The 18,258-nt window shown below is 65.6% G+C and carries 13 protein-coding genes; 8 read left to right on the top strand and 5 right to left on the bottom strand.

Features of this window, described 5'->3' with window-relative positions:
- Positions 1-79 precede the first annotated feature (79 nt).
- On the bottom strand, positions 80-301 hold the full coding sequence (locus ISP25_RS11600) for a TonB-dependent receptor (protein ID WP_192155513.1): 222 nt from the start codon (positions 299-301) through the stop codon (positions 80-82).
- A 922-nt stretch (positions 302-1,223) separates the two neighbouring features.
- On the opposite strand from ISP25_RS11600, the gene ISP25_RS11595 reads away from it, so the two are divergent.
- The 8 genes from ISP25_RS11595 (at position 1,224) to ISP25_RS11560 (ending at position 12,131) form a co-directional block, all read left to right on the top strand.
- Positions 1,224-1,895, top strand: a complete 672-nt coding sequence (locus tag ISP25_RS11595) for a class I SAM-dependent methyltransferase (protein ID WP_404614032.1) — start codon at positions 1,224-1,226, stop codon at positions 1,893-1,895.
- On the top strand, positions 1,892-2,176 hold the full coding sequence (locus ISP25_RS11590) for a YkgJ family cysteine cluster protein (RefSeq protein WP_225578194.1): 285 nt from the start codon (positions 1,892-1,894) through the stop codon (positions 2,174-2,176). Before ISP25_RS11595 ends, ISP25_RS11590 begins: the two co-directional genes overlap by 4 nt.
- Before the next feature lie 509 nt (positions 2,177-2,685).
- On the top strand, positions 2,686-3,543 hold the full coding sequence (rpoH, locus tag ISP25_RS11585) for an RNA polymerase sigma factor RpoH (RefSeq protein ID WP_404614030.1): 858 nt from the start codon (positions 2,686-2,688) through the stop codon (positions 3,541-3,543).
- 94 nt (positions 3,544-3,637) lie between these two features.
- Positions 3,638-4,315: a response regulator transcription factor gene (locus ISP25_RS11580; protein ID WP_404614028.1), complete on the top strand. Its 678-nt coding sequence runs from the start codon at positions 3,638-3,640 to the stop codon at positions 4,313-4,315.
- Positions 4,299-5,684, top strand: coding sequence for a sensor histidine kinase (locus ISP25_RS11575; protein WP_404614026.1), 1,386 nt, complete (start codon positions 4,299-4,301; stop codon positions 5,682-5,684). The genes ISP25_RS11580 and ISP25_RS11575 overlap by 17 nt, the downstream gene beginning before the upstream one ends.
- A gap of 616 nt (positions 5,685-6,300) precedes the next feature.
- A complete protein-coding gene (locus tag ISP25_RS11570) occupies positions 6,301-9,507 on the top strand; it encodes an efflux RND transporter permease subunit (RefSeq protein ID WP_404614024.1) in 3,207 nt (1,068 codons plus the stop codon).
- A complete protein-coding gene (locus ISP25_RS11565) occupies positions 9,494-10,684 on the top strand; it encodes an efflux RND transporter periplasmic adaptor subunit (protein ID WP_192160593.1) in 1,191 nt (396 codons plus the stop codon). Before ISP25_RS11570 ends, ISP25_RS11565 begins: the two co-directional genes overlap by 14 nt.
- Entirely contained in the window at positions 10,671-12,131 is a 1,461-nt protein-coding gene (locus ISP25_RS11560) for an efflux transporter outer membrane subunit (protein ID WP_404614022.1), read from the top strand. The genes ISP25_RS11565 and ISP25_RS11560 overlap by 14 nt, the downstream gene beginning before the upstream one ends.
- A gap of 21 nt (positions 12,132-12,152) precedes the next feature.
- On the opposite strand, the gene ISP25_RS11555 is transcribed toward ISP25_RS11560, so the two are convergent.
- The 4 genes from ISP25_RS11555 to ISP25_RS11540 all read right to left on the bottom strand — a co-directional run bounded on the left by ISP25_RS11555 (position 12,153) and on the right by ISP25_RS11540 (position 18,215).
- Positions 12,153-13,418 (bottom strand): NAD(P)/FAD-dependent oxidoreductase, encoded by a 1,266-nt coding sequence (locus ISP25_RS11555; protein ID WP_404614020.1) that lies wholly within the window; start codon positions 13,416-13,418, stop codon positions 12,153-12,155.
- A 76-nt stretch (positions 13,419-13,494) separates the two neighbouring features.
- The gene (locus ISP25_RS11550) at positions 13,495-14,442 is read right to left on the bottom strand and encodes a sterol desaturase family protein (RefSeq protein ID WP_404614018.1); all 948 of its coding nucleotides are present in this window, start codon (positions 14,440-14,442) and stop codon (positions 13,495-13,497) included.
- A 66-nt stretch (positions 14,443-14,508) separates the two neighbouring features.
- Entirely contained in the window at positions 14,509-16,689 is a 2,181-nt protein-coding gene (locus ISP25_RS11545; RefSeq protein WP_404614016.1) for a primosomal protein N', read from the bottom strand.
- A gap of 374 nt (positions 16,690-17,063) precedes the next feature.
- Complete coding sequence (locus tag ISP25_RS11540) at positions 17,064-18,215, bottom strand: DUF3667 domain-containing protein (protein WP_404614014.1); 1,152 nt, start codon at positions 18,213-18,215, stop codon at positions 17,064-17,066.
- Positions 18,216-18,258 lie beyond the last annotated feature (43 nt).

Here is an 18,258-nt window from a genome sequence, read left to right as displayed (position 1 = left end):
TCAGTCACGGCAAACTCGATCGCGCCGGATACGCACAGGGCCTGGATAGACGTCCGTCAGCGACGCGAAACAATGGGTCTCAATGCTCCTTGACCCATATTTCTTCGATGTCGTCCATGACGGCGAGTTTGATATCGGGATTCGACAGATTAGAAACGTCGAAAACACGCCCGTGCCGCATCCCCCGGTAGATTCCATCCTTTCGAAAGGTCGCCGCCCATGCGACGCTGTCCAGCGCCGCCGTGTCGTACTGTGCGGTGTAGTTGAAGCCATTGCTGGTGGTGCCAACGAGGTCATCCATAGCGGCGTGCTCCGCGTGAAGTCGTGAGCTGACACTACTCCTTTGACGAGGGTGTTGCGCGAATACACGGAGCGGGACGAGAACTGTTGCCTGGCTAAACACCCGCGTTGCGGCTCACGCGAAGAAACTAACACTTGAAGCAGCACAAGGGCGTATGGTGGCGAAGCTGGATTCGCCTTCTAGCGGTTACTCCAACGACGCGTGCAGGGATGCTCGCGACCAAGAGCGCATGAGTACCCGTCGACCCTGTGGTTTGAGTTGTAAGCAATGGGCCTTGCTGGGCGAGGTTGTAAAGCGTTGTCCATTGTCACTGTGCGCGATAGAACGTCTTGCCGATCTGCGCTGGCTCTGCAAGGCGGGCTTGGTAAGTGTGGAGCAGACCAGGGTGTGTGCGACGCGCCTTGGCATGGAAGCGCTCTGGTACCACAGCCTTCATTGATCGAAAGGCATCCTCTTCTGCATCGGTCTCTCAATTCCGGGAGGCGGGTGCGGCCTTTGCGTCCCCGATTGCAAGGAACTTGTCATGCCGCCACCGGCCAAGCCGATCACGTTATCGGACATCCACGATGTTTACTGCGGATCTGCGAAGAGGCGAGATACGGACGGAGCGGAACAGCGCTATCGGAAAATCGATCGTTTTGCGCGCGTCGCAGGGCATCCCGGTTCGGCGCCCAATCGGCCGCCGTCGCGCAACGGGCGCTAGCGTTTCGCAAAGGTAGGACCTGGGCAACGCAGTCACTCATCCGAATCAGGCCGGCGCCAAGCCATCAGTGCTGGTTTGCGATGTGGGCCAAGTGCATGCGGCGGGTGTGCCGCGCTCATGTTGCGGCATGTTTGCCGTGCACGCCATGGTGGGGCCAGTCGGCCAAGCGCGTTGCCCCCAATATTCCGCCCTGTTTGCAGGGTTCTTCCGGAAGCATCCGTGCAAGCTTACGCAACCCGCAGCGAGCAGCTTTTGATCGGTGGCCACAGGTATCGCTTGCGAGTTCTGAGCGACAAACAGCAGTTTTCGGATGCCGCCGGTCACCGCGCACGCATGGGCCTTTCGGTCGCTCAATGGGGCCTGTTTGGTCAACTTTGGCCATCGGAGCGTCTTCTCGCTCAGGCCATGCATCGCTTCGCCATCGATGGGAAGCGCATCCTCGAACTGGGGTGCGGTATCGGATTGGCCTGCCTTGTCCTCAAGCGTCGCGGTGCCGACATCGTCGCATCAGATGCACACCCCCTCGCCGAATCCTTTCTCGCGTACAACGCGACGCTCAATGCATTGCCTGCCATTGATTACCGCCGCCTGCCATGGGACGCCCTGCGGCCGTCACTGGGTCACTTCGATGTGATTATTGCGAGTGACGTGCTGTACGAACCCCTGCAGGCGCCGCTGCTCGCCGAGATGGTCAGGGGGCATGCCTACCCAGCAGCGGAGGTTGTGATTACCGACCCCGGTCGCAGCCACAGTCAGCACTTCAGCCAGCTATTGGCAGAGCAGGGCTTCACACTCACCGAAGAGCAATGTCCCATGGACGATCGCGACGTGCCGCCGTACCGCGGCCACCTTCTGCATTACATCCGGGGCCAGGAGCCCTCTCGCGCATGACTTCACCAACCGGCCGTGCCCCGGGTGCCGCACGCTGTTCCGCGTGCGAGGCCGTCTGCTGCCGCCTCATGGTTGTCCTGCAGCCGGAGGACCATATTCCCGAGCATCTCACCACCTACTTGCCTTCAGGCTTGCATGTCATGAAGCGTGGCGAGGACGGTTGGTGTGTAGCCTTGAACGGTGCGCGCATGAACTGCGGCATCTATGAAACCCGGCCCTCCGTGTGCCGCCGATTTGTGATGAATGGCCCCTATTGCAAGGCCATTCGCGCCGAATACTGAAGCGCCGTGTGGCAATGCCCCGATTCGGCGACATATGGCGCGAGCGGGCAGATGTTCGGGATTTGGGAACTCTAAGCCCCGCATTTGGAAACCCTGGCCGCGGGCGCGCAGCCAACGCGAAATGGATCTCCTCCGTTTTGCCGAACCCTTTCGGTTGCAGGGCGTTGTCGGATAGCAGCCAAGGCCATAGCCGCGGTTGTCCTTCATCCCAATCCAGCCCTAAGTGATCGATGGACGCTTTCCCGGTTATTTGGCTGGCGACGCAATGCGCTCGTTTTGATAGAAAATATTTTAACATCAATGACTTATTGTCGTTTCGGTGTGCCTTGCTGTCGTGTCTAGTGGCGCGGTTACGGGGCACTGACATCGTTAACCAAACCCGATAGCAGGATGGACAAGCGGCTCATATTTCTGTACGATTCGGTTCACTAAAGACCGTGAACTATTCACGGCTTTAGCACTCCAACCACCAGAGTGCTAACCTGAAGTCCTTGTACTGGAGGTTTTCCATGTCCCAAGCCTTGGCGACCATCCCCTCGACGCTGCCCAGTGTGGTCGGAAGCCTGGATGCCTATATCTCGGCCGTGCACCGTATCCCGGTGCTGAGCCAGGATGAGGAGCAGGATCTGTCGCGCCGCTACAACGCACAGGAAGATCTGTCGGCGGCGAAGAAGCTGGTGATGTCGCACCTGCGTTTCGTAGTGCACGTGGCGCGTGGCTATTCCGGCTACGGCCTGCAGCTTTCCGACCTGATCCAGGAAGGAAACATCGGTCTGATGAAGGCGGTGAAGCGTTTCGACCCCGACCAGGGTGTGCGCCTGGTCAGCTTCGCGGTGCACTGGATCCGCGCCGAAATGCACGAGTTCATCCTGAAGAACTGGCGCATCGTGAAGGTCGCCACCACCAAGGCGCAGCGCAAGCTGTTCTTCAACCTGCGCAAGAGCAAGAAGCGCCTGGGCTGGATGAATGCCGAGGAAGTGCGCACGGTGGCGAAGGATCTGGGCGTGCCCGAGGCCACGGTGCGCGAGATGGAGTCGCGCCTGTCCGGTCGCGACATCGGTTTCGAAGCCCCGGCGGATGCCGAGGACGACGCCAAGCCGGCGCCCGAGGCCTTCCTGGTCGACGAAGGTGCCGATCCCTACGACAACATCGCCGATGCCGACCAGAGCGACAACCAGCTCAATACCTTGTCGAACGCACTGCAGAACCTGGACGAGCGTTCGCGCCACATCATCCAGCGCCGCTGGCTGGACGAGGACAAGGCCACGCTGCAGGAGCTGGCTGACGAGTACGGTGTGTCCGCCGAGCGCATCCGCCAGGTCGAGGCGAACGCGATGAAGAAGATGCGCGGGCTGTTCGCGGCCTGAGCGTCGAAGCGCCAAAATCGGTGCGCAGCAGCAAACGGCCTCTGCACGAGGCCGTTTGCCGTTTGAGGCCTGCCCCATGACACGGGAACCCACGATGCCCCGCATCCTGGTCATCGAAGACGACGAAGTCACCGCGCGCGAGATCGTCACGGAGCTCGCCGCGCACGGCATGGTGGCGGACTGGGCCGCCACCGGCTGTGCGGGCCTTGAGCTAGCCCTGGCCGGTGGCTACGACCTCGTTACGCTGGACCGCATGCTGCCGGGCCTGAGCGGCATCGACGTCATCACCGCGCTGCGCGAGCGCCGCGTCGAGACGCCGGTGCTGATGATCAGCGCGTTGAGCGAAGTGGACGAGCGCGTGCGCGGCCTGCGCGCGGGCGGTGACGACTACCTCACCAAGCCGTTCGCGCCGGACGAGATGGCGGCAAGGGTCGAAGTGCTGTTGCGGCGGCATCAGCCGCAGGCGGAGAATCGCCTGCGCGTCGCCGACCTCGAGCTCGATCTCGTCCGGCACGTCGCCTGGCGCGGCGCCCAGACTCTCTCGCTCTTGCCCACGGAATACCGGCTGCTGGAGTTCCTCATGCGCAATTCCGGCCAGGTGCTGACCCGCACGATGATCTTCGAGCATGTGTGGGGCTTCCATTTCGATCCGGGCACCAACGTGATCGACGTGCACATCGGCCGCCTGCGCCGCAAGATCGACGTCGCGGGCCTGCCCGCCTTGATCCACACCGTGCGTGGCTCGGGATACCGCCTTGCGCCCGCTGATTGACGTCTGGCGCGCCGCCACCTCGCGCCTGATCCTGATCTATGGCGCGCTGTTCGTGGTGTGGAGCGTGGTGCTGCTGGGCGCGATCCAGTGGGAAAGCTCGCGCTACCTCACCCATGTGCTCGACCAGATCGTGTCGCAGCGCATGCAGTACCTCGTGCAGATGGATATGGAGCATCTGCCGCAGGCGGTGGACGCCGCAGGCACGCTCGATCCGCACGGCATCATGTCGGCCGGACTGTTCGACGCGCAGGGCAGACCGCTGGCCGGCAACATGGCCAGCATGCCGCAAGGTCTGGTCGCGGACGGCAAGCTGCATCCGTTGCCCAAGGGCGTGTTGCGCATCGATCGCCTGCGCAGCGACATCAGCGCGCGTGCGATGGCGCAGCGGCTGGCGCATGGCGAATTGCTGGTGCTGGCCAAGGACACCAGCACGATCGACGGACTGGGCGCGATCATTCGCCGCACCCTGTTGTGGGGCCTGTCGCTGACGGTGATCCCGGGCCTGCTCGGCGGCCTGCTGCTCAGTCGTGGTCCGGTGCGGCGCATCCGCGAAATCCAGCTGGCCACCGAGCCGATCCAGCGTGGCGACCTCACCAAGCGCCTGCCGGTAAGCCGGCGTGGCGACGAGCTGGACGTGCTCGCCGGCATCGTCAACACCATGCTGGGGGAAATCGAGCGCCTGATGGGCGAGGTGAAGGGTGTCTGCGACAACATCGCGCACGACCTGCGTACGCCGCTGACGCGCCTGCGAGCGCGGCTCTACCGTGCCCAGCAGCAGTTGGACGGACGGCCCGAGGCGGTGTTGGTGGAGGCCTGCGTGGCCGACATCGATGCGGTGCTGACGCGTTTCCGCGCCCTGTTGCGGGTATCCGAACTGGAAGATCGCCATCGCAGTGCCTGCTTCAGCGAGGTCGATCTGGAGCGCGTGCTGCATCAGGTGCATGACTTCTACGCGCCGCTGGCCGAAGACCGCGACCTGCGCTTCCTGCTGGAACTGGCTCCGCTGGTCCCCTTGCGCGGCGATGCGCACCTCCTGTTCGAGGCGTTCGCCAACCTGGTCGGCAATGCGATCAAGTTCACTCCTGCCGGTGGCCGCGTGCTGCTGCGTGCGCGGATGGAGCGCAGCGGTCCCCGCGTGGACGTACTGGATGGCGGCCCCGGCATCCCAGCCGGCGAGCGCGATGCGGTGACGAGGCGCTTCTACCGTGGCGACAACAGCCGCAGCACGCCGGGCTCGGGACTGGGCCTCAGCATTGTCAGTGCCATCGTGCGCCTGCATGGCTACGTGCTTGAGATCGGCGACGGTGAGGATGGTGGCGCGTGCATCAGCATGCATTGCCTGACCGAGGCGACGGTCGAGGCGGCCTAAGGCCTGTTTGCGGTTTCCATCTGATCGCTTCCCCTGATGAGGGACTCCGGGCCGTTGCAAGATGCAAATCGCGAGGCAGCTTCGGACGCTTGCTGGCGCCCGGGTTCATTACCCTTTGCTTGCCCATGCCACCGCAGGAGCGGTGGCGAACGGCGAAGCCGGCCCGAAGAGCGGAAGGCAGGATGGCCGGAGTAAAGATGAGGTAACCCAGAGAAGGGTTGGTTCAATCCGCCAGAACTTGGAAGCGCATTGTGTCGAGGATTTGCGGCCGCTCCCGCTCATGTGATGTGACTGGTGGCGCGGTCCCGCCATGCCGTATCTGGAAACGGATGACCTTCCCGCTTGCCATTCCTGCGCAGGCCGGAGGAGCTTCACAACGGCGAAGCGGCTCATCCAGTGGCCATAGGGCCTGAAACGAGCCTGATCGCTGGGGCGCCTTGCCGCCGGACGTCCTGCACAGGGAGGGCCGGATGCCTCGCCTTGCTCAGGTGTTCCTCCCCTGTGCGGGAATAGGACGCGGCCTACATGAAATTATCTTCATGCAGCCAGGCGCGCCCCACGGTGGACTGCGTGGGAAAATTACCGCGACGCAACATCGGCACTTGGAATCCCCTGCATGCTAGATCTAGTCCGGATCGCGCTTTCGCGACCGTATACCTTTGTCGTCCTCGCTTTGCTCACGCTCATCACCGGCTCGCTCGCCGCCATGCGCATGCCGGTGGACATCTTCCCGAGCATCAACATCCCGGTGATCGCGGTGGCCTGGCAGTACACCGGTCTGCCGCCCAACCAGATGGCGAACCGCATCGACACGCCGTTCGAGCGCGCGCTCACCACCACGGTGGACGACATCGAGCACATCGAGGCGAATTCGTACAACACGTTCGGCATCGTCAAGATTTTCTTTCATCCGGGCGCCAACATCGCCATCGCCAACGCGCAGGTCACCGCATTCGCGCAGACCATGCTCAAGCAGATGCCGCCGGGCGCCACGCCGCCGCTGATCCTCAACTACAGCGCCTCGACCGTGCCCATCATCCAGCTGGCGTTGTCGGGCAAGGGCCTCAACGAACAGAACCTGACCGACATCGGCATCAACCAGGTACGCACCCGGCTGGTGACGGTGGAGGGCGCCGGTGTCCCGTATCCGTTCGGCGGCAGGACGCCGCAGGTGATGTTCGACCTCGACCCTGCCGCATTGCAGGCGCGTGGGCTCACCGGCAACGACGTCGCCAATGCGCTGGCGGCGCAGAACGTGATCACGCCGGTGGGCACGCAGAAAGTCGGCGACAGCGAGTACGTGGTCAACCTCAACAACGCGCCGTCGGGGCTGGAAGACCTCGCCAACCTGCCGATCAAGTCGGTGAACGGTGCGATGGTGTACATGCGCGACGTCGCCAACGTGCATTTCGGCAGCGCGGTGCAGACCAACATGGTGCACGTGGACGGCAGCCGCTCGCTCCTGCTCAGCGTGTTCAAGACCGGTGCCACCTCCACGCTGGACATCATCAGCGGCATCAAGAAGATGCTGGAAGTGCTCAAGCCCACCTTGCCCGATGCATTGCAGATCAAGCCGGTAGGCGACCAGTCGGTGTTCGTCACTGCGGCGGTGACCGGCGTGATCCGCGAAGGCGTGATCGCGGCGGCGCTGACCAGCCTGATGATCCTGCTGTTCCTCGGCAGCTGGCGCTCGACGGTGATCATCGCCGTGTCGATCCCGCTGGCGGTGCTGGGCTCGGTGGCCATCCTGTCGGCGTTGGGCGAGACGCTCAACATCATGACGCTGGGAGGCCTGGCGCTGGCGGTGGGCATCCTGGTGGACGACGCCACGGTGACCATCGAAAACATCAACTGGCATCTCGAGCACGGCAAGGACGTGGAGACCGCGATCATGGACGGCGCGGCGCAGATCGTGACGCCGGCCTTCGTGTCGCTGCTGTGCATCTGCATCGTGTTCGTGCCGATGTACTTCCTGCAGGGCGTGGCGCGCTATCTGTTCGTGCCGATGGCGGAAGCGGTGATGTTCGCGATGGTGTGCTCGTTCATCCTGTCGCGCACGCTGGTGCCGACGATGGCGAATTACCTGCTGAAGGCCCATGCGCCCGGTGTCGGCGCGCATGGCGACGACAGCACGCACGCGCCGCCCCGCAACCCGCTGGTGCGTTTCCAGCGCGGTTTCGAGGCGGGCTTCGAAAAGATTCGCGCCGGTTACCACGGCATGCTCGGTCTGGCTTTGGATCATCGGCGCGTGTTCGTGATGGGCTTCCTCGCGTTCGTGGTGCTGTCGTTCGGACTGGCGCCGTTCCTGGGGCGCAACTTCTTCCCGTCGGTGGATGCCGGCCAGATGCTGATCCACGTGCGCGTGCGCGTCGGCATGCGCCTGGAAGACACCGCCGCGCAGTTCAGCCGCATCGAGCAATCCATCCGCCAGATCATCCCGTCGAAGGACCTGGAGACGATGGCCGATAGCATCGGCGCGCCCTTCCTGTCCTCGATCAACACGATCTACAACAACACCGGCACGATCGGCGAGGAGGACGGCGACATCCAGATCGCGTTGCGCGAAGGCCATGCGCCCACCGACGATTACGTGAAGCGCCTGCGCGAGGAACTGCCGAAACGCTTCCCCGGCGTGACGTTCGCGTTCCTGCCGGCCGACATCGTCAGCCAGATCCTCAACTTCGGCTCGCCCGCACCGATCGAATTGCAGGTGCGCGGTCGTGACATGCCGGCGGATTTCGCCTATGCGAACAAGCTGCTGGCACAGATTCGACGTGTTACCGGCGTGGCCGACGCGCGCATCCAGCAGTCGCAGTCGCTGCCCACGGTGGACGTGAATGTCGACCGCGCGCGCGCGCAATACACCGGCACCACGCCGCGCGATGTCACCAACAGCATGGTGGTGAATCTCGCCGGCAGCAGCCAGGTGGCGCCAACCTACTGGCTCAACCCGAAGAACGGCATCACCTATCCCATCGTGATGCAGACGCCGCAGTACCGGATGGACACCTCCGCCGCGCTGGCCGACATGCCGGTGAACGCCGCGGGCAGCCCGACCACCGTGCTCGGCGGCATCGCCGACATCAAGTACGGCCGCGCCGACGCGGTGGTGTCGGAGTACGACATCCAGCCGATGGTGCAGATCTTCGCCAGCACGCAGGGGCGCGACCTCGGCGCGGTGGCGGCGGACATCCAGAAGATCATCGCCGCCAACGCCAAGGATGCGCCCAAGGGCTCCACCGTGGTGCTGCGTGGCCAGGTGCAGACGATGAACAGCGCGTTCTCCGGCCTGCTGTTCGGCCTGCTCGGCGCGATCGTGCTGATCTACTTCCTGATCGTGGTGAACTTCCAGTCCTGGGCCGATCCGTTCGTGATCATCACCGCCTTGCCTGCCGCGCTGGCCGGTATCGTGTGGATACTGTTCGCCACGCATACCACGTTGTCGGTACCGGCACTCACCGGCGCGATCATGTGCATGGGCGTGGCAACGGCCAACTCGATCCTGGTGGTGAGCTTCTGCCGCGAGCGCCTGCATGAACACGGCGACGCCGCACGCGCAGCGCTGGAAGCGGGCTTCACCCGCTTCCGACCGGTCTGCATGACCGCGCTGGCGATGGTCATCGGCATGCTGCCGATGGCGCTGGCGCTGGGCGAGGGCGGCGAGCAGAACGCGCCGCTGGGCCGCGCGGTGATCGGCGGCCTGGTGTTCGCCACGGTGTCCACCCTGTTCTTCGTCCCTGTCGTGTTCAGCATCATCCATCGGCGCTACGGCGAAAAGCATGCGCCGCAAGGTCATCCCGGAGTCACCCATGTCCCAGCTTGATCCGCACACCCAACCACACGCCGCGCCACGCCATCTGCGCGCGACCGGTATCGCCGCCGCCGTGGTGGCCGCGGTCATCGTCGTCTACGGTCTGGCCAGCCGCGCCCATGGCACGTCGCAGATGCGCGACTGGACGCAGCAGCAGGCGCTGCCGGTGGTCGCGCTGGTTCAGCCGGAGTCGGCGACGGGCCAGCCCACCCTGCAGTTGCCCGGTCGCCTGCAGGCATTCGTGAGCGCGCCCATCTACGCGCGCGTTTCCGGTTACCTCAAGAGCTGGAACACCGATATCGGCGCCCACGTGAAGAAGGGCGACCTGCTCGGCACCATCGAAACGCCGGACGTCGACCAGCAGCTCGCGCAGGCGCAAGCCAGCCTGGGCGTGGCGCAGGCCAACGCGCGGCTGGCGCAGATCAGCGCCAAGCGCTGGCAGGCGATGGCCGGCACCGACGCGGTCGCGCAGCAGGACATCGACCAGCGGACCAGCGCGCTTAACGCGGCCGAGGCGCAGGTGAAGGCGGCGCAGGCGCAGGTCGACCAGCTGCAGGTGGAAAAAGGCTTCGCCAGGCTCGTCGCGCCGTTCGACGGCACCGTCACCGCGCGCGATACCGATGTTGGCGCGTTGATCAACGTGGGTAGCGGTGCCGGTCCCGAACTGTTCGTGGTCTCTGACACCAGCAAGCTGCGCCTGTACGTCAACGTGCCGCAGAACTACGTGCCGCAGGTGCCCAAGGGCACGCGCGCGGTGCTGCGCGTGCCGGAGCACCCAGGTCAGACCTACACCGCTACCGTGCTCGATTCGGCGGGGTCGGTGAACGCTTCCAGCGGCACTACGCTGATGCAGTTGCTGGTCGACAACAGCAAGGGCGAGCTGATGCCCGGCGGCTTCGCCAGCGTGGACCTGGACCTAGGCACGATGCACAACGAACTGAGCGTGCCGTCCAGCGCGTTGGTCTTCAACGGCAACGGCATGCGGGTGGCCACGCTCGGCGCCGGCGATCGCGTCACGTTCAAGCAGGTGAACGTGCTGCGCGACGACGGCAAGCGCGCGGTGATCGGTTCCGGCCTTGCGCCCGGCGACAAAGTGATCGACAGCCCGCCCGACGGGATCGATACAGGCGACCAGGTGCGCGTGGCCGACCAGCAGACCAAGGCGGACGAACCCCATGCGAAGGGCTGACCGCTTCCTGCTCGCGTTGCCGGTGGCCGTGGTGCTGGCTGGCTGCAACCTGGCGCCGGCCTACAAGGTGCCGGCCACGCCGGTCGCCGAGCAGTACAAGGACATCGGTCCATGGGTGCAGGCGCAGCCAGCCGACCAGTTGCCGCGCACGGACTGGTGGTCGTCGTACGGCGACCACCGGCTCGACCAGCTGCAGCAACGCCTGCTCGCCCACAACGCCGACCTTGCCGCCGCGCTGGCGCATTACCAGCAGGCACAGGCGCTGTTCCGCGAAGCGCGCTCCGGCTACTTCCCGCAGATCGGTGCGAGCGCGGGCGCTGTGCGCCAGCGCCAGTCCGACACCGCACCGATGCGCAGCCCCACGGCGCCGGCGGATTACGACACCTACACGGCGGGCGCCCAGCTCAGCTATGAAGTGGATCTGTGGGGTCATGTGCGCGACACCGTCGCAGCCGGCAGGGACGAAGCGCAGGCCACCGCGGCCGACCTCGCTTCCGTGCAACTCAGCCTGCAGGCGCAGCTCGCCGACGATTATCTGGCGTTGCGCGGCCTCGACCAGCAGCTGCAATTGCTGCAGCAAAGCGTCGACGCCTACCGGAAGGCGCTGCAACTCACGCAGACGCTGCACAGTGGCGGCATCGTCTCCGGCCTGGACGTGGCGCGCGCGCAGACGCAGCTGTCCACGGTGAAGTCGCAGTGGGCGCAGACAGCGGCACAGCGTGCGGAAATGCAGGACGCGATTGCGGTGCTGGTGGGCGAGTCCGCCTCGCAGTTCACCCTGCCGTCGCAGACCGCGGCCGTCCCGCTGCCGCCGATTCCGCTGGCCGTGCCATCGACGCTGTTGCAGCGGCGCCCCGACATCGCCGCCGCCGAACGCCGCACCGCCGAAGCGAACGCCGAGATCGGCGTGGCGCGCTCGGCCTATTTTCCCTCGCTGACGCTGGACGCGCAGGGCGGCTTCCTCAGCAAACGCTACGCCGACCTGCTCACCGCGCCCAACCATGTCTGGGCGCTCGGCCCGTCGCTGCTGTTCGACCTGTTCGACGGCGGCATGCGCAAGGCGCAGGTCGCGGCCGCCAAGGCCGCGGCGGACGAAGCCGGTGCGAAGTACCGCGGTGTGGTGCTGGGCGCGTTTCAGCAGGTGGAGGACAACCTTGCTCTGCTTGACCGCCTCAGTGCGGCCATGGTCGACCAGCAGGCCGCTGCCGTCGCGGCGCAGCACGCGCTGGATCTGGCGATGAAACAGTACAAGGTCGGTGCCGCCAGCTACCTCGACGTGGTGCAGTCGCAGACCGCGGCCCTGCAGGCGCAAAGCAGTGCGTTGAACCTGGGTACGCAACAGCTTCGCGCCAGCGTGCAGCTCATCCGTGCGCTGGGTGGCGGCTGGTCGCGCGAGCAGTTGGCACAAAAGCCCGCGCACGACGGCAATACGACTGCAGGCGGTTGATGCCGGCAGGCAGGTGCGCGCTCATTCGTGATCCGCGCGCTTGTCTGTGCCGGTGATGATTCGCGCGTGGCGCTCCTGGGTCCAGTACGCCATGGCCCAGTCCAGCATCACCACCAGCCGGTTGCGGAAGCCGATCAGGAACCAGATGTGCGCTCCCAGCCAGATCCACCAGGCGGGGAGGCCGGACAGCCGCAGCTTGCCGAACTGCGCCACCGCCGCCATGCGGCCGATGGTGGCCAGCGATCCGGCGTCGCGATAGCGGAACGGCAAGCAGCGGTTGTCGCCGCGCAGACGCGCGGCGAGCAGGCGGCCGATGTGCTGGCCCATCTGCTTGGCCGCGGGCGCCACACCCGGCACCGGGCGACCATCCTGCTGAACACTGGCGAGGTCGCCAAGCACGAACACTTCGGGATGATCGGGCAGGCTGAGATCGGCTTGCACCTGCACGCGACCGGCGCGATCCAGCGGCGTGTCGAGCATCCGGCCCAGCGGCGAGGCAGCCACGCCGGCGGCCCACAACACGGTATGCGCCGCGATGTGCTGGCCGTCCAGCGCCACGCCTTCCTGGTCCACGGCGGTCACCGCGTGGCCCAGGCGCACCTGCACGCCCAGATGCTCCAGTTGTCGTTGCGCCCTGGCCGACAGCTCGGGATCGAACGCGGCCAACACGCGCGGGCCGGCCTCCACCAGCAGGATGTTGGCCGTGCGGGGCTGCGCCCGGCGGAACTCGCCGCTGAGCGTGTGTCGTGCGATTTCGGCCAGCGTGCCGGCAAGTTCCACGCCGGTGGCGCCGCCGCCAATCACCACGAAGTTGAGCCAAGCCTGGCGACGGGAGGGATCGTCCTCTTGCTCGGCCCGCTCGAACGCGGTGAGCACGCGGCGCCGGATCGCCAGCGCATCGTCGAGCGATTTCAACCCCGGCGCGTTGGGCCCCCAGTCGTCGTGGCCGAAATACGCGTGCGTGGCGCCGGTGGCGACGATCAGCCAGTCGTAGTCCAGCCGTTCGCGATGCAGCTGCACCTGGCGCTGCGCGAGATCGATGCCGATGGCTTCGTCCATCAGTACGGTGACGTTGCGCTGGTGGCGCAGGATCTGCCGCAGGGGTGCGGCGATCGAGGGAGCCGACAATCCGGCAGTGGCGACCTGGTACAGCAGCGGCTGGAACAAGTGATGGTTGTGGCGATCCACCAGTGTGATGCGTGCTGGCGCGTGAACCAGGGAGCGCGCGGCGGTGAGCCCGCCAAAGCCGCCGCCGAGTATCACGATGTGGGGCAGCGCATCGGGCATGGCAAAACTCCTTGGGGACCGCCCGCAATTCTAGGCCATGCCATGGCGGCTTGAAGCTCAAGCCGGCGCATGCCTGTCAGTGATCCGTCGAACCCCATCCTGGCGGCATCACGACAAGCAGGGCCCGCTTTTTCCATGTGTCGGCATTGCGCACATCGCGCCAGAGCAGGCCGATTTCGCCGAAGTAGGTGTCGGTGAAGTCATTGGGCTTCTGCGGGCGGCTCAAGCCGTAGCGGGGCCTGATTGCGGGGATCTCGCGGCGCAGCGTGCCGAACAGCTTGTCCCATATCGGCAAGGCGTTGCAGTAGTTCGTGTCGATGTATTCGGGGTTGCTGGAGTGGTGGACGCGATGGTCCGAAGGCATCAGCAGCAGGCTGTCGAGGAAGCAGCCGGACCTGCCGGATGGCCATGCCTCTTCGCTGAAATGGATCAGCGAACCCCAGCATGCGTCGATCACCATGCAGAGGATCAGCAGCTCCATGGGTACGCCCAGGATCGAGCAGATCGCCGTGCGTACGAAGTTCGCGTAAGTGCCCTGCAGGAAGAAGGCGGCGAAGATCACGCCGAGATTCATGTGTTTGGGGGCATGGTGCGGCGAGTGCAGCACCCACAGCAGCCGGACCTTGTGGCAGGTCCAGTGGTAGACGAAGTGGCTCAGCTCCCACACGACGTAGGCATAGAAGAACCAGACGACATGCAGTGGTGCGGTGAATGGCGCGAGCACGGTGAAGTGCCGTTGCGTCCACAGGAACACGTCGATGTTGATCAGCAGGCCGATGATCCAGTTGAACGCGTACATCAGCACGGGAATCTTGTAGACCGCGTAGAGCCTGTGCGGCGAGCGGTGGTAGGCCCAGGCCAGAAAGACGATTTCGCACACCAGGATCGCGGGGAAGATCGGCGAGACCACTGCCTCGATGCCCGCGATGCTCCTGAACGAAGCCAGCGTCAGGGGATGCGTGGACGTCAGCGTCTCGATGCCGCCGAGGCCGAAGAAGTTGACCAGCGCTTCGGGCAGTTTCACGGGACCTCCCATCGTCGGATGGCCGATGCTAGCGCGCGTGGAATTTGCCGGTGCGAAACGGTGCGGTCAGTACAGGTCGATCGGATCCACATCCAGCGACCAGCGCACCTTGCGCGCGCTGGGCAGTCGCGCGAGTTGCGTGGCCCACGGGCGCAGCGCGGCGTGCAGCTCGCGCCGGTTGGCGGCTTCCAGCAGCAGCTGCCCGCGCTGGCGGCCGGCGCGCAGCGGCATCGGCGCCGGCATCGGGCCGGCGACTTGCAGGCCATGGTCGGCGGGCAATGCAGCGCAGGCTTCGCCGAGGAAGGCATCGACGGCGGTGCGTTGCGCGGCTTCGGCACGCAGCAGCGCCTGGTGCGCGAATGGCGGCAACGCGCCTTGCCGCCGCTCGGCAAGCAGGGCCTGCGCGGCGGCGGCATAACCCTGTGCCAGCAGTTGCCGCAGCATGGGATGGTCGGGGTGATGGGTTTGCAGCAGCACGCGGCCAGGTTTCGCGGCGCGGCCAGCACGGCCGGCGACTTGCACCAGCTGTTGTGCGAGCCGTTCACCGGCACGGAAGTCCACGCTGAGCAGCCCTTCGTCCACGCCGACGATGGCGACCAGGGTGAGGTTGGGCAGGTCGTGGCCCTTGGCCAGCATCTGGGTGCCGACGAGGATCGCGGACTTGGCTTCGTCGCGGAGGTTGCCCAGCAATTGTTCGAAAGCGTCGCGGCGTCGCGTGGTTTCGCGGTCGATGCGCAGCACGGGCACCTCGGGGAAACGCACAGCCAGCGCTTCCTCCAACCGTTCGGTGCCCTGGCCTTGCGGCTTCAGCTCGGTGGCGCCGCAGCTCGGGCACGCGGTGGGGATGCGCGCGTGGTGATCGCAGTGATGGCAGACCAGCGCACGCCGTCCGGCATGCAGGGTCATCGGGCGCTCGCAGCGCGGACAGTCGGCATGCCAGCCGCAGGCGTGGCAGTACAGCACGGGTGCATAGCCGCGGCGGTTCTTGAACACCAGCACCTGTTCGCCGCGTGCCACGGTGTCGGCCACGGCGGCGAGCAGCGTCGGCGAGAGGCCGTGTTCCAGCCGCTGCGCCCGCATGTCCACGATCTGCACCGTGGGCGCGTGTACCGCGCCGGGGCGCGCGCGCAGGTGCAGCGCGCGGTAGCGGCCGCTTTCGACGTTGGCCAGCGACTCCAGCGAGGGCGTGCCCGAACCCAGCAGCACCGGCACGCCCAGCGCGCGGGCGCGTACCACGGCGAGGTCGCGCGCGTGGTAGCGGAAACCCTCCTGCTGCTTGTAGGCGCCGTCGTGTTCCTCGTCCACGATCACCAGCCCGGCATGCGGCAGCGGCGTGAACACCGCCGAGCGGGTGCCGAGGATTACTCTCGCTTCCCCTTTGCGCGCGCGCAGCCATGCACGGGCGCGTTCGCCCTCGGCGAGGTTGGAATGGATCACTTCCACCGGCACGCCCAGGCGCTCGCGCAGGCGTCGTACCGTCTGCGGGGCGAGCCCGATTTCCGGCACCAGCAGGAGTGCCTGCCTGCCTTGCGCCAGTACACGCTCGATCAGGGCGAGGTACACCTCGGTCTTGCCGCTGCCGGTAACGCCGTCGAGCAGGAAGGACTGGTAGTTGCCCAGGCTTGCCGCCACGGCGTCCACGGCATGCCGCTGTTCTTCGCTGAGTGCCGGCGCCTCCCGCGTGGGGGCGTTCGGGGCGGTACTGCGTTCGCCGCGCTCGACCAGCTTGGCGGCGAGCAGTCGGCGCGCCGCCGCACGCCAGTCCGGCAGGCAGGCGTCCAGTTCGGCGGAGCTCAATGCCCCGCCAGCGAGTTCGGCCAGTACGGCGTGGCTATTGCCGCGTCGGCTGCGCGCATCCAGTGCGCTGCGTCCAGCCGTGGTGAGCGACCAGCATTCCTCGCCCAGCGGCGGCAGCGGTTTTGCCTCGCGCAGCGCCAGCGGCAGGGCGTTCGCATAAGCCTCGCCGGGTGCGGCCAGCCAGTAGTCGGCAGCCCAGGCCAACGTCTGCATCAGTTCGGCGTCGAGCAAAGGGGCGTCGTCCAGTAAGCGCAGCGCGCGCTTCAGCTTGCCCGCGCCTACCGACGCTTCAACGCCTGTGGCCACGACGACGCCCGTGGCCTGCCCGCGACCGAACGGCACCAGCACCCGGCAGCCCGGGCGCGCCTCGCCGCCCGCGCTGGGTGGCAGGTAGTCGAACAAGGTGGGCAACGGCACCGGTAGGGCGACGCGCAGGACGGTGGACATCATGGCGTGCAGTTTAGCGATGGGGTCGAGCGGTCGAGATCGCATTCCTTGGGCAGGGATCAAGTGACGCGAAGCTTGCGGGTACTTTCTGTCGATGGGTCGAGGAACGAGTCGCAAGTCACTCTTCGGCGCAGGTTTTTCCGCTTATCCACAAAGCCTGTGGAAAAGTCTGTGGATGAGGCGGGGATGAGAGGCCCCGAAGCGCATGGTGGCGCCCTTCGTGACGTTCTGGACACGTTTTGGTCATGTTGAAAATGCATTCCATATCAATAAGTTGCAAACGCGTGTCAGCAAGTGTTCACAAGGAGGCCGGATCGCAGGGGATGCCTTGACAGTTACTTGACGCTGTGCAAAACCGCGGCCAGACGACGCTGGGATCAGTGCGCCAGGCCCAGCCCGATCGCACCAAGCAGGACGAAGCTGAGCAGCCAGAAGTAGAACCAGCCGATGCACCAATACTTCAGCAGGGTCATTGGCCAGCCCTGCCGATAGATGCGCTTCTGCATCAGCAGCAAGTAGATCGGCGCCCACAGCACCAGGGCCCGCTCCAGCCAGTTCAGCGGGGTCGTGGTCCACAGCGCGTGCGGCTCCAGCCAGCCGGCCAGGGCGGCCAGCAGCGTGCACAGCAGCAGCCACAGGAACAGGAAGGCCTGGCTGTGCAGCGCCACGATCAGGTGCTCCATGTAGAGCCGCCGCTTGAACACATAGAACAGCTTGAGCAGCAACGCGAACACCGGCACCAGTACCAGCATGGCGCCCGGCAACTTGCCGAACACGCCAGTGACCATGCGATCCCGCGCGGCTTCCCTGGTTGCCTCGTCGCCATGGGTAGCCGCGTACATGTTGTCGCTGATGTGCTGGGCGACCACATTCAGCCGATCGTTGACGGAACCGGGCAGCCAGGAAATCCGGAAATGCTCCACCCGGTGGGGGAATGGCGACTCCAGGGTTACGGCGGAGCTGGCAGGCGCCGGCAGCGGTTGGGCATGCAACTCGGCCAGGCGCTGGTTGGCGGCTGCGCGCAGTGCTTGCTTCGCGCTGCCGACCGCCGCCGCCGCCGTCGTGCTGCCGAAAGTCTGCACGGCATCGAGGGCATTGATCTTGTCGTCAAGCAGCTCGTGCACCTTGTCGGCGTTGGCGGCCTGCGCGAAGTCGCTGCCGCGGTCGCTCAATACTCGCTGCTGGTGCTTGGCGAGGCCCTGGTCGATCACTTCCGAGGTGGCCAGGTGCAGTCCGAAGAAGCACAGCAGGCTAAGCACGAACATCAGCCGGAATGGCGCGATATAGCGCACGCGGCGGCCGGAAAAATACTCCAGGGTGAGGAAGCCGGGCTTGAGGAACAGCGGCGGCAGCGTATGCACGATGCGGCTGTCGATGTGCAGCACCGTCTCCACGGTTTCCTCGAACATGTGGTGCATCGGCTGGAGCACGCTGTGCACGGACTGGCCGCATTCGTGGCAGAACTCGCCGACCAGCGGCGTGGTGCAGTTGGCGCAGTACTGGCCTTCGTGGCTGACCAGGGATTTCATCGCTTGCCCCTTGTTTTCGTCGCAGCGCGCGATCTTGGCACAG

It is taken from the genome of Rhodanobacter hydrolyticus, assembly GCF_044904645.1.
The sequence above is the reverse complement of the archived record's forward strand: the minus strand, read 5'-3'. Positions and strand labels throughout refer to the sequence as shown.